The organism is Flavobacterium petrolei (assembly GCF_003314435.2).
Lineage (GTDB): Bacteria > Bacteroidota > Bacteroidia > Flavobacteriales > Flavobacteriaceae > Flavobacterium > Flavobacterium petrolei.
The window spans coordinates 163,480-186,254 of sequence record NZ_QNVY02000002.1 but is presented as its reverse complement, the minus strand read 5'-3'; the positions used below and the strand labels follow the sequence as shown (position 1 = coordinate 186,254).

General features: G+C 32.0%; 15 protein-coding genes. All 15 read left to right on the top strand.

Going from position 1 to position 22,775, the window contains the following annotated elements; all coding sequences use genetic code 11:
• Positions 1–101: 101 nt before the first annotated feature.
• The 15 genes from DR871_RS07305 to DR871_RS07235 all read left to right on the top strand — a co-directional run bounded on the left by DR871_RS07305 (position 102) and on the right by DR871_RS07235 (position 22,308).
• Positions 102–2,849 (top strand): gluzincin family metallopeptidase, encoded by a 2,748-nt coding sequence (locus DR871_RS07305; protein ID WP_113665888.1) that lies wholly within the window; start codon positions 102–104, stop codon positions 2,847–2,849.
• A gap of 186 nt (positions 2,850–3,035) precedes the next feature.
• Positions 3,036–5,444 carry an alpha-ketoacid dehydrogenase subunit alpha/beta gene (locus DR871_RS07300; protein WP_113665889.1) on the top strand — a complete coding sequence of 803 codons (2,409 nt, stop codon included), beginning with the start codon at positions 3,036–3,038 and terminating at the stop codon, positions 5,442–5,444.
• A gap of 115 nt (positions 5,445–5,559) precedes the next feature.
• A complete protein-coding gene (locus DR871_RS07295; RefSeq protein WP_113665890.1) occupies positions 5,560–5,835 on the top strand; it encodes a hypothetical protein in 276 nt (91 codons plus the stop codon).
• 185 nt (positions 5,836–6,020) lie between these two features.
• Positions 6,021–6,698 carry a peptidoglycan DD-metalloendopeptidase family protein gene (locus DR871_RS07290; protein WP_113665891.1) on the top strand — a complete coding sequence of 226 codons (678 nt, stop codon included), beginning with the start codon at positions 6,021–6,023 and terminating at the stop codon, positions 6,696–6,698.
• A 3-nt stretch (positions 6,699–6,701) separates the two neighbouring features.
• Positions 6,702–7,172, top strand: coding sequence for a hypothetical protein (locus DR871_RS07285; RefSeq protein ID WP_113665892.1), 471 nt, complete (start codon positions 6,702–6,704; stop codon positions 7,170–7,172).
• A 258-nt stretch (positions 7,173–7,430) separates the two neighbouring features.
• Entirely contained in the window at positions 7,431–7,793 is a 363-nt protein-coding gene (locus DR871_RS07280) for a cupin domain-containing protein (RefSeq protein WP_113665893.1), read from the top strand.
• A gap of 342 nt (positions 7,794–8,135) precedes the next feature.
• A complete protein-coding gene (locus tag DR871_RS07275) occupies positions 8,136–8,681 on the top strand; it encodes a helix-turn-helix domain-containing protein (protein ID WP_113665894.1) in 546 nt (181 codons plus the stop codon).
• 84 nt (positions 8,682–8,765) lie between these two features.
• Positions 8,766–9,029 carry a nitrogen regulation protein NR(II) gene (locus tag DR871_RS07270; protein WP_129752534.1) on the top strand — a complete coding sequence of 88 codons (264 nt, stop codon included), beginning with the start codon at positions 8,766–8,768 and terminating at the stop codon, positions 9,027–9,029.
• Between the two features lie 235 nt (positions 9,030–9,264).
• Positions 9,265–9,699: a response regulator gene (locus DR871_RS07265; RefSeq protein WP_113665896.1), complete on the top strand. Its 435-nt coding sequence runs from the start codon at positions 9,265–9,267 to the stop codon at positions 9,697–9,699.
• A 90-nt stretch (positions 9,700–9,789) separates the two neighbouring features.
• Entirely contained in the window at positions 9,790–10,614 is an 825-nt protein-coding gene (locus DR871_RS07260; RefSeq protein ID WP_113665897.1) for a CheR family methyltransferase, read from the top strand.
• Positions 10,615–10,616: 2 nt separating this feature from the next.
• The gene (locus tag DR871_RS07255; RefSeq protein ID WP_113665898.1) at positions 10,617–11,189 is read left to right on the top strand and encodes a chemotaxis protein CheB; all 573 of its coding nucleotides are present in this window, start codon (positions 10,617–10,619) and stop codon (positions 11,187–11,189) included.
• 31 nt (positions 11,190–11,220) lie between these two features.
• Positions 11,221–14,739 carry a response regulator gene (locus DR871_RS07250; RefSeq protein ID WP_113665899.1) on the top strand — a complete coding sequence of 1,173 codons (3,519 nt, stop codon included), beginning with the start codon at positions 11,221–11,223 and terminating at the stop codon, positions 14,737–14,739.
• Between the two features lie 115 nt (positions 14,740–14,854).
• Positions 14,855–17,308, top strand: a complete 2,454-nt coding sequence (locus DR871_RS07245) for a response regulator (RefSeq protein ID WP_113665900.1) — start codon at positions 14,855–14,857, stop codon at positions 17,306–17,308.
• A 324-nt stretch (positions 17,309–17,632) separates the two neighbouring features.
• A complete protein-coding gene (locus DR871_RS07240) occupies positions 17,633–21,835 on the top strand; it encodes a CheR family methyltransferase (protein ID WP_113665901.1) in 4,203 nt (1,400 codons plus the stop codon).
• A 278-nt stretch (positions 21,836–22,113) separates the two neighbouring features.
• Complete coding sequence (locus DR871_RS07235) at positions 22,114–22,308, top strand: hypothetical protein (protein WP_091170203.1); 195 nt, start codon at positions 22,114–22,116, stop codon at positions 22,306–22,308.
• The last annotated feature ends 467 nt before the right edge of the window (positions 22,309–22,775 follow it).

The following is a 22,775-nucleotide window of genomic DNA, read 5'->3' as shown; positions in this document are numbered from 1 at the left end:
TTAATAAATAATACCAAAATTTGAAAGCATATCTTAAAATAATATTTCAATTCCTTATTTTATTAACGTCATTCAATCAATATGCCCAACATCAATCTAAGATGAAAGTTGAGGTTAATGCTGCTAATAAAACACTAGCTATTAAGCAGGAAATTATTTTTGTTAATCAGTCGGATGATACTTTGAATTCGATTGTTTTGAATGACTGGAATCATGCATTTTCCAATAAAAATACACCACTTGCCAAGCGGTTTTCGGATGAATTTTACAGAGGTTTTCATTTAGCCAAAGAAGAGGAACGCGGTAGTACAATAAATTTGATTATTAATGATGCCACTCAACAGTTTTTATCTTGGGAAAGAACAGATAATAATCCTGATTATATTGTTGTTAAACTTAAAAATTCGTTACTTCCAAATCAAAAAGTAGTTTTACATCTTTCCTACATCACCAAAATTCCTAGTGACAAGTTTACTAAATATGGTTATACTAACAATGGTAGTTTTAACCTCAAAAACTGGTACCTTACTCCTGCCCGATATGAAAATCATTCTTTTGTAAAAAACAGTAATAACAATCTGGATGATATTGCCAATGCTGTTTCTGATTTTGAAATTGACCTTAAAATTCCTAAAACATTAGTCGCCACTTCCGACTTAAATAGCGAGAAAACAACTGGAAATGATGACTTTTTATATTACCGATTATCAGGAAATAACCGAACTGATTTCAGTCTTATTATTGAACCTAAATCCAGTTTTGAGAGTTACAAAAATAGCTCCGTTGAAGTGCTGACTGATTTAAAAAACAACAAATTAGACAATATTCAAAAAGCGATTGTAATTGATAGAATTGTAAACTTTGCCCATAATTTAATTGGAAAATATCCTTACGATAAGATTATAGTTTCGCAAACGGATTACGAAAAAAATCCTTTTTATGGATTGAATCAACTTCCGTCGTTTTTAAGTCCGTTTCCAGATGAATTTATTTTCGAAATTAAATTTTTGAAAACCTATTTAAATGAATATTTAAAAAAGAGTTTGCACTTGGATCCAAGAAAAGATAATTGGATTTATGATGGAATTCAGGTTTTTGCAATGATGAAATATATGGACGAAAATCATCCCAAAGCAAAAATGATGGGAAGTGCCTCCAACATCCGCTTGCTTAAAAGTTTCAATCTAACTAATATTGATTTTAATGGTCAATACAGCTATTTTTATATGTTGATGGCTCGAAAAAATCTCGATCAGCCGTTGGGAGATCCAAAAAACACTTTAGTGAAATTCAACGAACAAATAGCAAGTAAATATCGAGCGGGATTAAGTATTCGGTTTCTTGATGACTATTTACAAAGCAATGCTGTGCTGAACAGTATTAAACAATTTTACGAAAAAAATCGAATTACGCAGGTTTCCAGATCTGATTTTGAAACAATCATAAAATCAAACAGCAATAAGGATATCAATTGGTTTTTTAATACCATTATTAATTCAAGAGACATCATTGATTATAAATTTTCGAGTGTAACAAAAACCAAAGACAGTATCACTTTTTCTGTCAAAAACCGCACAGGAGCTCCGATTCCTATTCCAATTTATGGTACCAAAAAAGGAGAAATTGTTTTTAAGCAATGGCTGGATATCGAAGAATGTGACAGCACTTTTACAATTCCTCGAAATAATATTGATAAGATCGTATTAAATCTGAAAAACGAAGTACCAGAGTACAATTTAAGAAATAACTGGAAAAAATTAGAAGGTTTTTTTCCGAATAATCGTCCCGTTAAATTTGTATTTATGAAAGACTTGGAGGACCCCTATTACAATCAAGTATTATATGTTCCATCAATATATTACAATTTATACGATGGTATAACTCCGGGACTTCGACTGCACAATAAAACCATTCTGGAAAAACCATTTATTTTTGATGTGAATCCGTCCTACTCTACTAAATCGAATAATTTATCCGGTTCTGCTGTATTTGTAGTCAACCAAAATTTTAGAAAAAGTAACCTATACAATGCCCGATATTCTATCAGCGGTTCTTATTTTCATTATGCAGAAGATGCTTCTTATTTTAGACTGAATCCGGCCATACAGTTGCGAATTAGAGAACCTAATTTTAGAGATAACAGAAAACAACTTTTCTTGTTTCGACAAGTAATTGTGAATAAAGAGAAAAGTGCTTTGGTAATTGATAATTCCCCTGAAAATTATTCAGTTTTTAATGCGCGATACATTAATACAAAAACGGAGGTTACCAATCATTTCAATTTTACTACGGATTTACAAATTTCTGGAAAATTCGGAAAAATCACTGGTGAAATTGAATACCGAAAACTCTTTGAAGACAATCGCCAAATTAATTTGCGCTTCTATGCGGGAAGTTTTTTGTACAATAAGACGCAATCCGATTTTTTCAGTTTTGCATTAGACAGACCAACGGATTACCTTTTTGATTACAATTATTTTGGAAGATCCGAAAGCACTGGACTTTTTAGTCAACAATACGTAATAGCGGAAGGTGGTTTTAAATCAAAAATTGCAACACCTTTTGCCAATCGATGGATTACCAGCTTTAATGCAAGTTATAGTATTTGGAACTGGATTGAAGTATATGGTGATGTTGGGTTTATTAAAAATAAGGATGTGAAACAACGATTTGTTTATGACAGTGGAATTCGGCTAAATTTAGTCACAGACTATTTTGAATTGTATTTTCCGGTGTACTCTAACAATGGATGGGAAATTTCACAAGATAATTACAATGAAAAAATACGTTTTATTGTAACTTTTTCTCCTAAAACATTAATCAATCTTTTTAATCGAAAATGGTTCTAATCCAATATTATTATCCCTATTTATTGAACTATTCTTAGTAATTAAAGTATAAAATTACATATAGTAAAAAAATAAAGTTCTTTTTCATAGAATAAATTACAAAAATTAAATTCTATTTTTTTTAATGTACTATGAAAATAGGTTGTTTTTAAGTAAATTTGCAATTCAAAGTTATACTTTTCAATTATGATAAAAGAAAAAACCAATAGTACATTGACATTTGAAGATTTCAAAATTGAAGTTTTAAAGGACTATACAACAGCCATAATAAGCAGAGAATGCAGCTTATTAGGACGTAAGGAAGTATTGACTGGAAAAGCCAAATTTGGGATTTTTGGTGATGGAAAAGAAGTGCCACAACTGGCAATGGCAAAAGCTTTCAAAAATGGCGATTTCCGTTCTGGATATTATCGCGATCAAACTTTTATGATGGCTATTGGTGAACTTACAATGCAACAATTTTTTGCCGGACTATACGGTCATACTGATATTGAACAAGATCCGATGTCAGCCGGAAGACAAATGGGCGGTCACTTTGCCACGCATAGTTTGAACGAAGATGGTTCTTGGAAAGATTTAACAAAGCAAAAAAACTCTAGTGCCGATATTTCTCCTACAGCCGGACAAATGCCAAGATTATTAGGTCTTGCTCAAGCATCAAAAATATACAGACAAGTTACAGGAATACCAAATGCTATGAATTTTTCTAATGCAGGAAATGAAATTGCATGGGGAACCATTGGGAATGCAAGTACATCCGAAGGATTGTTTTTTGAAACAATAAATGCCGCTGGAGTTTTACAAGTTCCTATGGTAATGAGTGTTTGGGATGATGAATATGGAATTTCTGTTCATGCCAGACACCAAACTACAAAAGAAAATATATCCGAAATTTTAAAAGGATACCAAAGAGATCATGATACCAATGGTTTTGAAATTTTAAGAGTAAAGGGTTGGGATTATGCAGACTTGATTGCTACTTATGAGAAAGCTGCTGAAATTGCCAGAGAAAATCATATTCCAGTTTTGATTCACGTAAATGAATTGACGCAACCTCAAGGACATTCGAGTTCAGGTTCTCACGAAAGATACAAAAACGCTGACCGATTGGCATGGGAAAGAGATTTTGATTGTATTCGTCAAATGAAATTATGGATGATTGCGATTAATATTGCATCACCTGAGGAAATCGAAGCTATTGATGTTCAAGCTAAAAAAGACGTTTTAGAAGCTAAAAAAGCCGCTTGGAATGCTTTTATAGAACCTATAGTTGAAGAGCAAAAAGAATTAGTTGTTTTATTGCAAAAAATAGGGGAATCCAGTAATAATAAGGAAACAATATTAAAATTCATTGCTGATTTAAGCGGAATCAAATCTCCTTTGAAAAAGGAAATTTTGGTAACAGCCCGAAAAGTATTGCGTTTAATCCTAAATGAAAATGGAAAGCAAGAATTATCGCAATGGATTACAGATTATACAATTAAAACCCAAAAGAATTTTAGCAGCAACTTATTTTCAGAAACTGAATTAAATGTGTTTTCTGTTGAAAAAGTTTTACCAGTTTATCCTGAAGATGCCAAAGAAGATACTGATGGACGAATGATTTTGCGTGATAATTTTGACGCTATTTTCACCAAATATCCTGAAGCATTAATTTTTGGAGAAGACGCAGGAGCTATTGGCGATGTAAACCAAGGTTTAGAAGGGATGCAGGAAAAATACGGAGAACTTCGCGTTGCCGATGTCGGAATTCGTGAAGCTACTATTTTAGGTCAAGGAATTGGAATGGCCATGAGAGGTTTACGTCCAATTGCCGAAATTCAATATTTAGATTATTTATTGTATGCTATTCAAATCATGAGTGACGATTTGGCAACACTACGATATAGAACAGTTGGTAAACAAAAAGCACCATTAATTATACGTACGCGTGGCCACCGTTTAGAAGGAATTTGGCATTCTGGTTCTCCTATGGGAATGATTATCAATGCCATCCGTGGGATTCACGTTTTGGTACCTAGAAATATGACACAAGCAGCCGGTTTTTATAACAGTTTGTTAGAATGTGATGAACCTGCTTTAGTGATTGAATGCTTGAATGGCTACCGATTAAAAGAAAAAATGCCGTTAAATTATGGTGAATTTAAAACACCAATCGGAGTTGTAGAAACCTTGAAACAGGGAACTGATATTACATTAGTTTCGTATGGTTCAACTTTACGACTAGTTCAGCAAGCCGCCAAAGAATTACTTGAAGTTGGAATTGATTGTGAAATAATCGACTTACAATCTTTGCTTCCATTTGATATCAATCAGGATGTGGTGAAAAGTATTGCTAAAACAAATCGTCTGTTAGTAATTGATGAAGATGTTCCTGGTGGGGCTTCAGCTTATATTTTACAACAAGTAATTGAGCAACAAGACGCTTACAATTATTTAGACAGTAAACCGCAAACATTAACTGCAAAAGCTCATAGGCCTGCTTATGGAACCGATGGAGATTATTTCTCTAAACCTTCTGCAGAAGATATTTTTGAAAAAGTTTATAAAATGATGAATGAAGTAAATCCTTCAAAATATCCTAGTCTTTACTAAAATTTATTTTAAGATACAAATCCTAATCAGCAATGGTTAGGATTTTTTTTATTTTAAATTCAAACAAATAAAACGTTACCTTGTTTAATAATTTAACAATTTTAATATAAACAAAATGAGAAAAATAAGGTTAATTTTAGGAATGATAGCAATGATTACTATTGTTTCCTGCAAAGAAAAAGAAGATGCCGTTGTACCTGCACCTGAAACGCAAACAGAAACTTCAAATGAAACTTCTGACCAAAAAACTACCACAGTTTCTACTGAAGCCAAAGACAGTACTGCCATAAAAATAAGTACTGATGGAGTAAACGTAACTACCAAAGATGGAAAAACTAAAACCAGCGTGAATGTTTCTGGCGGAGAAGCTAAAGTGGAGATAAAAAAATAGTAATAGAATAGATTTCACAAAAGGGAAAGCTTTGTTTACAAGATTAAGAAACTCAATGCTATTCTAAAATTAGTTTTCTAAATAATTGAATGGCTTAATTCTAAATTATAAGTTATAATGCCAACGTAAAATTTTTATGTTGGCATTTTTTATTTAAATTTAGTGTTTTAAAAAAAATACTATACATGATAGCATTAGAAACGCTCTTACACTACATTGAAAATGTTAAAGTGATAGACGCAAAAATTGATTACAATCAATACGTTCCTTTGGATTTATCCATTAAAAACGAAACCCTCAGAGAACGTAATATTGACAATGCCGTAGATTTCGAAAAATATATCGAAAACTATTTGACGGAAAACAATGCCAAAGTAGCCTACGGAGGTTATAACGAAATAAGAAATTTATACAAAAGAAGTGAAATCTTCAACGATTCAAAAACTGAAGAACGTAATATTCACATTGGTTTAGATTTATGGATTAAAGCGGGAACACCTGTTTTAGCTGCAGTTGACGGATTTATCCATAGTTTTAATTACAATACAGGCGTGGGAGATTATGGTCCAACTATAATTTTAGAACATAAAATTGAAGAGTACACCTTTTATACGTTATATGGGCACTTGTCTTTAGAAAGTATCAGTCACATTGAAATTGGAGATCTTTATGAAAAAGGACAGCAAATAGCCACTTTGGGTGATGCTACCGTAAATGGGGATTATGCCCCGCATTTACATTTTCAAATTATAAAAAAAATTATAAATTCCTTTGGCGATTATCCCGGTGTCTGCAGTGCAAGTGATTTGAATCACTATTTAGAAAACTGTCCAGACCCTAATATCTTATTAAAAATAAAATAAATCATGAAAAAATTAATTATTGTTTTAACTATTCTTTTACTTATTGGATGTAAATCAAAAAAAGTGGTCACTGAACCCGAAGTAGCTAAAATCGAAAAAATTGGATTAGCTGAAATTAGTGAAAACCAAAAGAGTAAAGCGTATGAATTAGGAAAAAGAGTTTTGATGACTTGTAACACCTCTAAATTCAAACCTTTTACTTCAAGTGAGGCAACGCCATCAGTAATTAAAAACACGACTGTTGAGCGGTTATCAAAAACATGTAATAGATTTCGTCAATATTATGGAACTTTTATTGATCTTCAATTAGTGGAAGCTTATAGAAATAACTTCGAAAACACAACCGTTTTTCGCTATAAAGCTTTGTACTCTAAAAAAGTCGCCAATAAAGAACTTCGAGTTACGATGAACGCAGAAAATAAAGTAGCTTCCATAAAATCATTAGATTGGATTAATTCTTTTCCTCTGGATTAAATACCAATTAAATTTTTTTTATAAAATCCGCTGGCTATTAATTCCCGCTTTAATCGAAAAATAAGAATAAAACATCGGATTTTAATTATGTTGGCCTTTCAAAACAAGAAGTTATTTGTCCAAAAAACACTGCCAATTAGCAGGAAAACAATAGTGATAATTAAACAAGCTTTAGAAATAATTATGTAACAAATTTTTAATTCCCTGAAATTACCTTTAAACCCTCATATAATATCTACCTAAAGAAATAAAAAAAATATGTCCTTAAAGATCAATTCATTCGACAATAGCGAGTTAAAAAAATCAGAATCCCACATTATAGTAGAAATCATTCAATATGTTCCCAATGCCGTTTTAAGTAGAACTATTATAAAAAAAACAACTGGTAACATAACTGCTTCTTCATTTGATGCAGGCGAAGAATTAGCAGAACGTACTTCCCCTTTTGATTCCTATGTTCAGATAATAGACGGCACAGCTGAAGTATTTATTGATGAAATAAAACACAATCTCAAATTGGGAGATGGAATAATTATACCGGCACATTGCACCCATTCTTTTAATGCGAATGTCCAGTTCAAAATGATTTCAACAACGATAAAAAACGGATACGAGAATTAAAATACACTTTATAATTAAAAATGATATTAGTTTCTTTGTTAAATGAAACTACGAGAAAAGAATTAGAAAAATTAAATAGAAAAAAACATATAAAAACAAAGTGATTTTTTTCTAAAGGATTATTTTTACATAAAGAAACACAACGTAAAATTAATAAAATCAGACAAATAGTCGTGTTTTAAATATAATTTAATTTGAAGTATCAGTCTAAAAAAGCAAAATAGACTTGACAACAGATTATTTAATAACTTAAAACTATAATTTTATGATGTATCTTTAAATTGAAAAAGTAAATTTGCGCAAACTGTAAAATAAAAATATTTGAAACTATATATAAAATACATGGTAAGCAATCGCTGCAAAATGGCAGTGAAAGAGGAATTGAAAAAGCTAAAACTTCACTTTATGGTTGTTGATCTTGGCGAAGTAGAAATCATGGAAAATATTTCTATGGAACAAAGACAACTCTTAAAAGCGGCACTTTTAGATTCTGGACTAGAATTGATGGATGATAAAAAATCCATGTTAATCGAAAAAATTAAAAATGTAATTATACAAATGGTGCATCATACGGTTGAACCCATTAAAATTAATTTTTCGGATTATTTGAGCGAACAACTCAATCATGATTACACCTATTTGTCTAACTTATTTTCGGAGGTGCAAGGAACCACGATTGAACAATTTATAATTTCCCATAAAACGGAGCGCATCAAGGAGTTGATAATTTATGGCGAATTGAATATTACGGAAATTGCATGGAAAATGAATTATAGTAGTGTGGCTCATTTATCCAGCCAATTTAAAAAAGTTACAGGCCTATCCCCTTCTCATTTTAAACAACTAAAAGACAAAAGACGCAACCCAATTGAAGAAATTGGTAAGTAGAGAAAATAGTTAAATCAATTTTTGATAAAAAATTTAATAAAAATAGAAATCATATATAGTTACGTATCAAAATATACCAGAAACTTGATTGAAGTCATTCTAGACCCTACAATCTCATTAAATCCTGCAGTAAAAATTTCGGACGTTAATGAAACAATAAACATTACGGGAATTAATCGTAACAGTTTAATTGGTTGTGATTACTTTAATAATTTAATCAACCCTCAAAAAGTAAAAGCAGTATATCAATACGCTGTTGTAAATGGATGCGTCACGGATGCTCCTCTTACACTTCATCGCAAAAATGGGAAACTAACAATATTTCATAATAAAATTACACCTTTTTAATAAATCCAACATTTGCAATTTAATAGGAAAGTTAAAGATAAAGAAGAAACTGTATCCAAAAAATACAACATATTGACTTGGTCAATTTAAACCAAAGAACTAAGACAAGTGCATTAATTTTACAGAAGACAAAACTAAAGAAGTAGCAAATCTGGTTTTGGAATTGAAAAAAAATTTTTTACTAGCATGCGAGGAACTTCAGGAAGAATTAAACATAATTAAAAATGCCATATAAATGAACACCAACAATAAAGTAAAAATATTTCTTGTAGACGATGATGCATTGTTTTTGAAATCCCTCGAAATCGATTTTTTAGAAAATGCTGATTTCATAGTCGAAACCTATCCAACTGGAGAACTCTGCATAGCAAATTTGTCTAATAATCCTGATGTAGTAATATTAGATTATCAACTTGATGGTATTGTAGAAAACGCTATGAATGGTCTCGAGACTTTGGACCAAGTAAAGGCTTTCAATCCTGAAATTCCGGTTATAATGTTATCCTCTCAAGATAAAATTGAAGTAGCTGTAAATTGCATGCATCACAAAGCGTTTGATTATGTAGTAAAAAGCGAGACTGCTTTCGTTCGACTGCAAAAAATAATTACCGCTATTTTTAAATATCAAAAAATGGAGAAAGAATTAAATTGGTACATGGATCGTATGTAATGCATGCTGATTTTGTTCGAAATTAAGGTAAAGATTAAAACTGGTTTTTTTAATTTGTTCCAAATTAAAAACCAAAATTGTTAAAAAAAGATGCGAAATAAAGAGACATCAGACTTGGAAATTTCATTGTTATTGGAAGCAATCTATCAGAAACATGGTTATGATTTCAGAGAGTATTCCCAAGCCCATATCAAGCGCAGGATTATGAATAGAATGGCGGTGTCGCAATTTGAAGATGTTGCTGAAATCCAATCAAAGGTTTTAAATGACGCGACATTTACTTCAGAACTGTTACAAGATTTATCCATTACGGTAACAGAAATGTTTCGTGATCCTTTATTTTACAGATCATTACGAGAAAATGTTATCCCTATTTTGAAAACTTATCCCTTTATAAAAATATGGCATGCTGGCTGTTCTACTGGAGAAGAAGCCTATTCCATGGCTATATTATTGCAAGAAGAAGGTTTGTATGACCGCACAACCATATACGCAACTGATTTTAACCAAATGGCTTTGAATCGCGCCAAAGATGGTATTTTTTCGAATAAAATGATTAAAGAATATACGTCTAATTATCAATTGGCTGGAGGAAAAGAATCTTTTTCGAATTATTACACTTCCAATTATGATCACGTTATTATGAATCAATCATTAAAAAAAAATATTGTTTGGGCCAATCATAATTTAGTAACCGACAGTGTATTTGCAGAAGTAAACTTGATTTTATGTCGTAATGTGCTGATTTATTTTGATAAAAATTTACAAAATAAAGTTCAAACTCTTTTTTATAACAGCCTTATAAATGGTGGGGTTTTATGTTTGGGATCAAAAGAAAGTTTACGATTTTCTGATTTGTACGCCCATTATATCGAGCTAGACACAAAACAACGAATATTCAAAAAGAAATATTAAGAATGTATTATGAGGCAATTGTAATAGGCGTTTCTTCGGGAGGAATGAAAGCTTTAAAATTTTTATCATCATCCTTACCGAAATATTTTAGTATTCCAATTATCATTGTGCAGCACTTAAGCGCACAATCTGATAGTCAATGGATTCATCTTTTAAATGACAAAAGTCATCTGAATGTAAAAGAAGCTGATGAAAAAGAAAAAATCACAAAAGGCTACATATACATTGCTCCTCCAAACTATCATTTGATGATTGAAAAGGATAAAACTTTTTCACTTACAATTGACGAGCGTGTAAATTTTGCCAGACCATCCATCGATGTGTTATTTGAATCAGCCGCCGAGGTCTTTAAAAATAAATTAATTAGCATAGTACTTACAGGATCTAACAGTGATGGAACAAATGGAATTATTCGAATAAAAAAATACGGTGGTTTAGCTATTATTCAAGACCCAACAACAGCTGAATCTGAATATATGCCAAAGTCAGCAATTGCAGCCATAATCCCGGATTATGTTTTGTCATTAGAGAAAATAATTGAGTTACTGCTAACAATAGATCAAAAGAACAAATAATCAGCATTACCATTACAAATAATACTATCAAATGAACCTAGGAAGAAAAATAATTATTGGATTTATTGCTTGTGCGATAGTACTTTTTGGTGTTGCGATTTTTTCATTTAAAAATACTGAAAAATTTGTTGCTTCAAATACTTTAGTAAACCATTCCAATACTGTTTTATATGAATTCGAACAAATACTGAAATATTCCATTGATGCAGAAACTGGCGTACGAGGATATATCATAACTGGTGATGCTATTTTTTTGAGAACCTTTGCATCAGCAAATTCAAAGTTGATTGAGAAAATTGAAAAGGTAAAAAAATTAACGAAAGACAATTCTACTCAACAAAAAAATATTGAGGAGCTTTCAAAACAAATCAAACTTAGGTTAGAGAATTTAAATACAGGAGTTACATATCGCAAAATTAATTTTGAGAAAGCCAGAGCTTTTGTTGCTTCACGTGAAGGAAAACAAATTCAAGATGAAATAAGAAAAATAATTGAACAGGCGCAGGAAATAGAACGCACATTACTTGCTCAAAGAATTCAGGAAAGTCAGGATGATGCCAGTAAGTTTAATTTTGTTTTTGCTGTATTATTGTTGGTTATTGGGATGATTCTTATCGCTGTATACACCATCATTGCAACAAATTTGAAAGCACTTAAAAATTCTGAGGCACAAACTGCTGGAAAAAATTGGTTGCTTACAGGTAACTCTGAACTTAACAAAAAACTTATTGGAAATCAAAACATACTACAATTGGCAAATAGTACGATTAGTTTTTTATGTACTTATCTTAAAGCCAATATTGGAGCCGTTTACCTACTTAATGAAAAGGACAATACCTTGATATTAACTGGAAAATTTGCTTTTACTTCAGCCAAAGATACCACCGAAATTTTCAAATTGAATGAAGGATTAATTGGTCAGGCAGCGTGGGAACAAAAACAAATTTCATTAACAGATATTTCAGAAGATCAGATCCGTATTACATCATCAGTATTGAATGCGAAACCAAAAAGCTTGCTTATTACTCCTATTTTACTTGACGGCAGAACCATAGGTGTTATAGAAATTGGTAAGCTTAGTGATTTTACCGAAACTGAAAAAGAATTCATTGATGTATCAATGAGAAGTATTGCTATCAGTGTAAATACTGTTCAACAAGCAGAAGAAAAAGAATTGAGAGCCGCAGAATTAGCAATTGCCAATAATAAATTGGCGCATCAAAATGACGAAAAAGAAAAAAGAGCAGCAGAGTTAGCGATTGCAAATGAAGAACTCGCCTATCAAAATCAAGAGAAAGAAAAAAGAGCTGTTGAATTAAGTTTTGCAAACAAAGAACTTTCAAATCAAGCAGAAGAACTTCAAATTCAACAAGAAGAACTCAGACAGTTAAATGAAGAATTGGAACAGCAAGCGCAAAATCTCAAGCAACAGCAAGAGGAATTGCAGATGACCAACGAAGAACTAGAAGAGCAGACGCAATCATTGGAGGAGAAAAACAAAGAAGTTGAAGCTTCAAAAAATGATATTGAAAAGAAAACAAAACAGCTCGAAATTAGCAGTAAATACAAATCGGAATTTCTTGCAAACATGTCGCATGAATTAAGAACGCCTCTGAATAGTTTGTTAATTCTCTCCAAAGATTTATCCGAGAACAGAAAGAAAAATTTAGATGCTGTACAGGTTGAAAGCGCAGAAATAATTTATAAAAGTGGTCATGATCTTCTGGTATTAATAAACGAAGTATTGGATTTATCCAAGATTGAAGCCGGAAAAATGAATGTAAATATTGAAAAAGTATCCCTCAAAAATTTCAGTCATAATTTACTTCGTGATTTTAAACATCAAGCGGAACAAAAAGGATTAACTATACTGTGTGAATTAGCATCAGATTTACCTGATTTCATCCATACCGATTCTCAACGTTTGAATCAAATATTGAAAAATCTTTTATCTAATGCGATCAAATTTACCGAAAATGGAAGTGTGACCATACGCATCGAACCTTATACGGAAACTACTTTAAACATTTCTGTTACTGATACAGGAATTGGAATATCAGAAGACAAGCAATCGGCAATATTCGAAGCTTTTCAGCAAGCGGAAGGCGGTACTTCTAGAAAATATGGTGGTACAGGACTTGGACTTTCTATTTCACGAGAACTCGCCAAATTATTGGAAGGGGAAATAAAAGTAGGCAGTAATTTAAACCAAGGATCTACTTTTTCTCTTATTATTCCACTAGCAATTTATCCTGCACAAGAGTCTGAGCAAGAAATTCCAGTGCAACCAATTTCAGCTCCTCGACGCTCGGAGAATGACGTTAAATATTTAAATTATCCGACCATTCAAGACGACAGAGAGCTCATAAAAACCGATGATAAAATAGTGCTGATTATTGAGGATGATCGCAATTTTGCGGCTATACTTTTAAAACAAGCCAACAAAAAAGGATTCAAATGTCTGTCCGCTTCTTCTGGCGAAGACGGGCTTTTACTTGCTATAAAATACAAACCGCAAGCCATCATTCTCGATATGGGATTGCCTGGAATCAATGGAAAACAAGTGCTACATGAATTAAAAGTAAATCCTTCTGTACGACATATTCCGGTCCATATTATATCCGCAAATGACCGTTCGCTGGAACCCATTAGAGAAGGTGCAGTAGAATATCTGATGAAACCAATAGCAAAGGAGGAACTGGAACAGGCTTTCAATAGGATTGAGAATTTTGTTGACAGAAAAATAAAAAAACTGTTGATTATTGAAGACAGTGAAAATTCCAGAAAAGCAATTAAAATACTCATTGGTACCGGTGATGTAGAATGTTACGAAGCAGCAACTGGAAAAGAGGCGATAGCATTATTTGAGAATAATCATATAGATTGTATCATTCTGGATATTGGATTGCCTGACATGACTGGCTTTGAACTGATCCATACGCTGAGCGAAATGAAAGGCCACAACCTTCCTCCGATCATCGTATACACCGGAAAAGAACTTACCAAAGAAGAAAATAATCTACTGCACAAATACTCAGACAGTATTATCATAAAAGGTATAAAATCAGAAGAACGATTGCTGGATGAAACCGCGCTTTTTCTTCACCGAACCATTAGTAGTTTGCCAAAATCAAAACAAATGATGATCCATAATTTGCACGATAAAGAGGCTATATTTCATTCAAAAAAAATCTTATTAGTTGATGATGACATGCGAAATATTTTTGCTTTATCAAAAATACTACAAGAACGCGGAATGGAAGTCATTAAATCCGAAGACGGTAAAAATGCCTTAAAAATGGTAGAAGAACATTCTGATATTGATCTAGTCTTAATGGACATTATGATGCCCGAAATGGATGGTTACGAAGCCATGAAACGCATCCGCTCTCAAATAAAGTTTAGAAACTTACCCATAATTGCACTAACCGCAAAAGCGATGAAAGACGACAAACAAAAATGTATTGATGCAGGCGCAAACGATTATATCACTAAACCTATTGATGTAGAACGTTTACTCTCATTGATGCGCGTTTGGTTAAGTAAATAATAAAACGATATCAAAAAGGTGGTATATCCCCAAAGTCATTATGTTAATTTTTTTGTTGTTATTTCAATATTTTTAAAGAACACACGACATTCAAACTTTTATTTTACAATTAAAAATGAAAATAAATAGCCCTGTTAAAATTTTATTGGTCGATGACTTACCCGAAAACTTATTCGCCTTAGAAGTTATACTTTCTGACGAAAATTATTCATGTGTCAAAGCAAATTCCGGTAACGAAGCTTTAAAAATTCTGCTTCACCAACAAGATTTTGCACTCATCTTAATAGATGTGCAAATGCCGATGATGGATGGATTTGAAACCGTAGAATTAATTCGACAAATCGACAAACTTAAGCATGTTCCCATTATTTTTTTGACGGCTAGCATGGATAATTCGGTCCAAATTTTCAAAGGATATCAGGCGGGAGCCGTTGATTACATGATTAAACCGCTTTCTCCAGAGATATTGAGAGCAAAAGTGGCTGTTTTTGTAGATTTGCATACCAAAAATCAAGAATTACTACTTCAGGCACAACAACTAAAAAAACTGAATACCGATCTTACCGCCCAAAAATTACGTTCTGATTATGCTCTTAGTCTTATCGAAGCGAGCCATGACCCCTTATTTGCAATTTCACCGCAAGGAAAAATCACAGATATGAACTATGCAGCGGTTGAAGTAACTGGTAAAACAAGACAGGAATTAATAGGAACCGATTTTTTTGAATATTCTACAGAACCAGAAAAAGCTCTAGAAGTTTATAGAAAAGTATTTGAAAAAGGATTTATTGCTGATTTACCCTTAGTTCTTCGTCATAAAAACGGCAAACTGATTCATGTATTATTCAATGGTGCCGTATACAAAGATGATAAGGAGAATGTTCTAGGAGCTGCTATTGTTGCCAGAGATGTAACCAATCAAAAAAGAATTGAAACTGAATTAATTGAAGCTAAAATATTTGCAGAATTAGCCACGGAAATTGCAGAAGAAGCAAAAATAAATGCTGAAAATGCTAAAGCTATTGCTGAAAACGCTATGAAAGCAAAACAGCAATTCTTGTCGAATATGAGTCACGAAATCCGGACACCGATGAATGCAATTATTGGATTTACAAAAGTATTATTCCGGACAGATTTGACCTCTAAACAAAAAGAATATTTAAGCGCAATCAAAATAAGTGGTGATGCCTTAATCGTTCTGATTAATGACATTTTAGATTTGGCAAAAGTAGACGCCGGAAAGATGACGTTTGAGAAAACGCCTTTCAAAATGGAATCTTCTATTTTGGCTATGCTTCATTTATTTGAAAATAAAATTCAGGAAAAAAACTTAATATTAGTAAAAGAATACGACAATAAAATTCCTGATGTTTTGGTGGGAGATCCAATTCGTTTGCATCAAATTGTTTTAAATTTAGTTAGCAATGCTGTTAAATTTACATCCAAAGGAAAAATTACGGTACGTGTAGATTTACTGCATGAAGATCTTGAAAAAGTGATCCTCAAATTTGCTGTAACTGATACTGGGACCGGAATTTCAGAAGAAAAAATAGATACGATATTTGAAAATTTTCAACAGGCAACAAGCGGAACTTCAAAATTGTATGGAGGAACTGGACTTGGCCTTGCTATTGTAAAACAATTAGTAGAACCACAAGGAGGAACAATTCGTGTACAAAGTATTATGCACGAAGGCTCTACATTTAGTTTCACCTTGCCTTTCCAAAAAACGAATGCCAAAGCTCAACTGGAAAACGAAGTGACAAAGATAGAATCTGAATTAAAAAATATAAAAGTATTAGTAGTTGAAGATATTCCGTTGAATCAATTATTAATGAAAACATTACTGGATGATTTTGGATTTGAGCGTGACATAGCCGAAAACGGTAAAATCGCTATCGAAAAATTAAAAGAAAAAGAATACGAAATTGTATTGATGGACTTGCAAATGCCAGAAATGAACGGATTTGAAGCTACAGAATACATTCGTAAAACAATGAAATCAACTATTCCAATAATCGCATTGACTGCTGATGTTACAACAGTCGATTTAGCAAAATGCAAAGCAGTAGGAATGGACGATTACCTTGCAAAACCGGTAGACGAAAAACAATTGTATAATAAAATAGTTAGTATTTTAAATAAGTCACATCTTGATACGTTTCCTCAAAAACATAGTGATAAATTAGAAGATAGCATGGTGACCGGGGAAAAAACAAGATGTATTAATCTCGTGTATTTAAACCAGAGAACAAAATCAAATCCAAAATTAATGATGGAAATGATAGCACTGTATTTAGGACAAGTTCCGCCATTAGTGCAAACTATGAAACAAAGTCTTGCCGACCAAAACTGGTCTTTATTAGCTGCTTCGGCACATAAAATGATACCGTCCTTTTCCATCGTGGGAATCAGTGCAAATTATGAAAATATGGCAAAGAAAATTCAGGAATTAGCCACAGCAGAAGAAAAATCTAAAGAAATACATGAATTAGTGCAGCAAATTGAAGAAATTTGTCTTCAAGCCTGTAACGAATTACAGGAGGAACTTAACAATTTAAGAAGCTGAAAAATAACACTATAACTCAGATATTTTGATAAAGTATTTTCGTATTTTTTAAATTAAGAAGCAATTAATTAAATATTCAAAGTTCTTAATTTCCATTTCTACATTTAAATTAACTTAATTTAGTTACAAAAGTTAAAACATATCCTTACATTGGTAAGTAATTAGAGAAATATACAAAATATAAAAATTCTTAATGAATTGTGTATTTTACAGATTAATCGTATATATTTTTGATTGATTTAATATCAATAGGTTAAAAAAATAATTTTAACAAATCTCATAGGTATTCTTTGAAACTATGAAACAAAATATATATCTAATACAATGGAATCATCCAAAAAGTCCTCATCAACAAAATCGATACCAAACAAAGATCTAAAAGAAGAAGCAAAAGCAAAATCTTTTACGGTTGTAGCTATTGGTGCCTCAGCCGGAGGACTGGAAGCTTTTAGTCTTTTATTAAAAAAGTTACCCGTTGATACCGGTATGGCATATATTTATGTGCAACACCTAAGCCCAGACCATAAAAGTTTACTGACTTCAATTCTTTCTAAGATCACTAAAATGAAAGTGCAGGAAATTGATAATATGGAGAAAATGGAACCCAATAATGTCTATGTGATACCACCCAATAAAGTTATTGAGGTAGTTAATGGACACATTCGATTGTATCCCCGCATTAAAAAAAATATCCCAAATCTGACTATTGATGTTCTTTTTTCCTCTCTAGCTGAAACACATAAAGAAAATGTTATCGGTGTAGTGCTTTCCGGTTATGCCAGTGATGGAATGATTGGGCTTAAAGCCATTAAAGATGCTGGAGGTATAACCTTTGCGCAGGATAATACAGCGCAAGCAACCAGTATGCCAAATTCAGCTATTACTTTAGGTGTGGTTGATTATATTTTGTCTCCAGAAGAAATCGCTGCTGCATTGGTTCGCATCAGTAAAAAAGGTATTTCCATAAATAATGAAAAAGAAAAAGAAAACACCAAAGAAATAACTATCGAAAATAATAATTATGATCTAAATACCATTTTTGAACTATTACTTAAAGAAACCGGGGTGGATTTTAGTCATTATAAAATGCCCACGATTAAGAGACGAATAAGTCATAAAATGCAACAATATGCAATAAAAACGATACAGGAATATGTAAAGCTTTTACTCCAAAAAAATAATGAAATTGAAATTCTTTATACTGACTTATTAATTAATGTGACCAGTTTTTTTAGAGAAACTGAAACCTTCAAATTTCTAAAAACAGATCTTTTAGCAAAACTTTTAAAAAGTAAATCGACAGAAGAGACTTTAAGAATATGGGTTCCAGCCTGCTCTACAGGACAAGAAGCGTATTCCATTGCAATGATTATTGCCGAATTGCAGGATACTAAAACGAATAAAGTACCAATCCAGATTTTTGCAACTGATCTAAGCGAAGAGGCAATCAGGAATGCTCGTAATGGAGAATATTCTCAAAGCGATGTGGAATCTCTTCCCAAAAAATATTTAACCCGCTTTTTTACTAAAGAGGGCGACAATTATCGCATTATTAAAGAACTTCGTGAAATGTGCATATTTGCACCTCACAATATTTTACGTGATCCTCCATTTTCTCGAATGGATTTTGTTAGTTGCTGTAATCTCCTGATCTATTTTGATTCCGCTGCCCAGAAAAAAGTCTTTGCATCCTTGCATTTTGCCTTGAATGACGGAGGCTATTTGATGCTTGGCAAAGCCGAAAGTATTGGGACATCCTCACTGCTTTTCACCATAGTAAATAATAAATTTAAAATTTATTCCCGAAAAAATAATTTGGGAGTGAAAAAAATTCTTGATTTGACACCTCGTTTCACACGTACTACTATGACTAATAAAAAAGCAAGTACTCCCTCTAAAAACGTAAACGTAAATCAGGAAAGTATTGAAAACGCTATTGATTCAACACTTCTTACCAGTTATATGCCTGCCTGTGCTGTAGTCAATAAAGACATGGAAATCCTGCAGTTCAGAGGTGCAGTTTCCTCCTACCTTGAACATGCTTCTGGAAAAGCAAGTCTTAATATTTTGAAAATGGCCCGACCAGAATTTGCTTTTGAACTTCGTAATGCTATTAATAAAGCATTGGAAACAAAAAAAACGGTCTGTAAATCCGGTATTGAAATAAAAATTGACTCGGTTTTGCGAATGATGTCATTTGAAGTTTGTCCTCTTAAAATTGAATGGGACGAACCTTTATTACTTATTGTGTTTAAACCTCAGGAACTCCTAGAAAATTTTATTGAAAACAATTCAGATACAGAAAATAATAGCACACTTAAAGATTTAAAAATAAAAAAACTGACGGAGGAGCTGAATAGTGCACGTACAGAGATGATTGCTATTGTTGAAACTCAAGAAACTATTTATGAGGAATTGCAAGCCGCAAATGAAGAAATAGTTTCCTCAAATGAAGAATTCCAAACTCTGAATGAAGAGCTTGAAACCTCAAAAGAAGAAATTGAAGCTACTAATGAAGAGCTTATTTCGACTAATCAGGAATTGCAAATGCGTCATGATTTATTAATAGAATCCCACGAATACTCAGAAGCTATTATTGCCACCATTCATGAACCAATGCTTATTCTTAATAAAAATTTTCACGTAATATCAGCTAATAAATCTTTTTACAAAAAGTTTAAGGTTAGTAAGGAAGAAACGGAAGGGAAACTGTTATTTAATTTAGGAAACAAGCAATGGAATATTGCACAACTTCGCAAAGTTCTAAATGAAATTTTTGTAAAAAATAGTAGTTTTGAAGACTTTGAAGTTACCCATTCTTTCTCTGGAATTGGAGAACGAATAATGTTGCTTAATGCTCATTTGATTATTCAAAAGAAAAATAGTCAACCATTAATTCTTCTTGCCATTGAAGACATAACGGATCGCTCTCGTTATTATCTTAAAGAGAAATATTCACTTAGTCTTATTGAAGCAAGCCTGGATCCATTAACCACTATAAATAATGAAGGTAAAATTACAGATATGAATCGGGCAACTGTAAACATAACTGGTTTATCCCGTGAAAAATTAAAAGGATCCGATTTTTTCGGGTATTTTACAGAACCTGCAAAAGCTCGTGCAATTTATAAAGAAGTATTTGCAAAAGGTTATATTACCAATTCTCCTCTTAAACTTCGTCACAAAAGTGGCAAACTGACCGATGTTTTATTAAACGGATCCGTTTATAAAGATGATAAAGGAGGTGTTTTAGGTGTCGTTATTGTTGCCAGAGATGTAACCGATCAAAAAAGAATTGAATCCGAATTAATAGAATCTAAAGTTTTTGCAGAATTGGCCACTTTAGTAGCTGAAGGCGAAAAAATTAAAGCAGAACAGGCCACACTAATTGCGGAAAATGCAATGAAAGCAAAACAACAATTTTTGTCTAATATGAGTCATGAAATTCGGACTCCTATGAATGCAATTATTGGATTTACCAGAGTGATATTAAAAACAGAGTTGTCTGATAAACAAAAAGAATATTTAAATGCAATTAAATTAAGTGGTGACACTTTAATTGCACTTATAAATGACATACTTGATTTAGCAAAAGTAGACGCTGGTAAAATGATTTTCGAAAAGAAACCATTTAAAATGGCAGTTTCATTAGCTTCAATGCTTCAATTGTTTGATACAAAGATTCAGGAAAAAAATTTAAAATTAGTTGTAAATTATGACCCTAAAATACCTGAAGTTCTTTTAGGAGACTCTATTCGATTACACCAAATTATATTAAATCTGGTTAGTAATGCTGTGAAATTTACATCGAAAGGCGAAATAATAGTTAGTGCCAATATATTGTTTGAGGAAGAAGAAAAAATAATTATTGAATTTGAAATTACGGATAGTGGAATTGGTATCCCCGAAGATAATATAGAGGTAATATTTGAAAACTTTCAACAGGCTACCAACGGAACTTCTCATCAATATGGAGGGACTGGTTTAGGATTAGCCATTGTTAAGCAATTAGTGACATCTCAAGGAGGAACCATTCGTGTCAAAAGTAAAATTAACGAAGGCTCAACATTTAGTTTTACCTTACCTTTTGAAAAAACACTAGATTTTACAGATTTAGAAACTGATTTAGTAGGATCATCTACACCTTTAAAAAATATCAAAGTATTAATTGTCGAAGATATCGCTCTTAACCAATTATTGATGAAAACAATATTAGATGATTTCGGTTTTGAACGAGATGTTGCTGAAAATGGAAAAATCGCTATCGAAAAACTACAAGTCAAATCGTACGATATTATTTTAATGGACTTACAAATGCCAGTAATGAATGGATTTGAAGCCACTGAATATATTAGAAACACAATGAATTCAAAAATCCCTATAATTGCGCTTACTGCTGATGTAACTACAGTAGATTTAGGAAAATGTAAAGCCATAGGAATAGATGATTATATCGCTAAACCCGTTGACGAACAATTATTACTTGCAAAAATTGTGGATCTAACAAAAAACAAAAGGAACAAATAACAACTCCATTACAGCAAAAAAACTACTTCTTTATACTCATGATCAATGATCTAAGAATAATATTTTAGTGTGAAAATTTATCAGATTGACTTTAAACTGTGAATGATATAACTTTTATTAACAATTGTGTAACACTTTGAATGTTCCATAAAAATACATTTGTGAAGTAATTAGGGCCTTCTTAAAACGGAAGGTTAATTACTTAAAAGTGTTTGTCTTTAAACTAATTTAGTTAAAAACAGTCGCTAAAAAAAGTATAAATTTTAAAAATAAAAATCATGAATCTAAAAAGAATATTTGGAGCATTACTTACTGCTCTTGGAATAGGTGGACTTATTTACACTGCAGTTATATTTGCAAGTACTTCAGGCGAAACAACTGATATTAAAGCGCTAATCATTTACGGAGTTTTAGGTATATTATTCTTTGTTTCAGGAATTAGCTTAGTTCGAACAACTAAAGACGAATCATAAATTATATTTTTGCTTTTATGATTCTATTTTTTTTAAAACAAATTGAAACAGACAAGCACAAATAAGTTGACTACAAGCCAAAACTTCCTTTTTACTATATAAAAGGAAGTTTTTTTATTTCCATCGTAATTGCTTTTTTTTGCATTACCGAACTTAAAACACCAAATAAACCGCTCCCATTTTTTTAACTTACAGCTTTTTATTTTATAGCCTACAAATATTTCTGTTCATTTCCAAAGTCTTTTCCGCAAAGACTCTAATTTCATTTGATATTAATCAGGTGATTTATCAAAATAATAAAAATCCTTTAATAACAGCTGACCTTCAACCTATAGTGAGTTGTATCGCTGCAATCCTTCATTCTTTTTATCAAAATCTAAATGGCTTTTGTACTTTAATAAGGAACGGAATTATAAAAATTATTTCCTGATTGATTTCAAAAGATTAATTTGATAATATGTGAAAGA

Coding starts and splice junctions, on each gene's coding strand:
- DR871_RS07240 (WP_113665901.1), top strand. CDS start 17,633: ATGGAATCATCCAAAAAGTCCTCATCAACAAAATCGATACCAAACAAA.
- DR871_RS07290 (WP_113665891.1), top strand. CDS start 6,021: ATGATAGCATTAGAAACGCTCTTACACTACATTGAAAATGTTAAAGTG.
- DR871_RS07255 (WP_113665898.1), top strand. CDS start 10,617: ATGTATTATGAGGCAATTGTAATAGGCGTTTCTTCGGGAGGAATGAAA.
- DR871_RS07275 (WP_113665894.1), top strand. CDS start 8,136: ATGGTAAGCAATCGCTGCAAAATGGCAGTGAAAGAGGAATTGAAAAAG.
- DR871_RS07265 (WP_113665896.1), top strand. CDS start 9,265: ATGAACACCAACAATAAAGTAAAAATATTTCTTGTAGACGATGATGCA.
- DR871_RS07295 (WP_113665890.1), top strand. CDS start 5,560: ATGAGAAAAATAAGGTTAATTTTAGGAATGATAGCAATGATTACTATT.
- DR871_RS07245 (WP_113665900.1), top strand. CDS start 14,855: ATGAAAATAAATAGCCCTGTTAAAATTTTATTGGTCGATGACTTACCC.
- DR871_RS07250 (WP_113665899.1), top strand. CDS start 11,221: ATGAACCTAGGAAGAAAAATAATTATTGGATTTATTGCTTGTGCGATA.
- DR871_RS07305 (WP_113665888.1), top strand. CDS start 102: ATGAAAGTTGAGGTTAATGCTGCTAATAAAACACTAGCTATTAAGCAG.
- DR871_RS07280 (WP_113665893.1), top strand. CDS start 7,431: ATGTCCTTAAAGATCAATTCATTCGACAATAGCGAGTTAAAAAAATCA.
- DR871_RS07235 (WP_091170203.1), top strand. CDS start 22,114: ATGAATCTAAAAAGAATATTTGGAGCATTACTTACTGCTCTTGGAATA.
- DR871_RS07300 (WP_113665889.1), top strand. CDS start 3,036: ATGATAAAAGAAAAAACCAATAGTACATTGACATTTGAAGATTTCAAA.
- DR871_RS07260 (WP_113665897.1), top strand. CDS start 9,790: ATGCGAAATAAAGAGACATCAGACTTGGAAATTTCATTGTTATTGGAA.
- DR871_RS07285 (WP_113665892.1), top strand. CDS start 6,702: ATGAAAAAATTAATTATTGTTTTAACTATTCTTTTACTTATTGGATGT.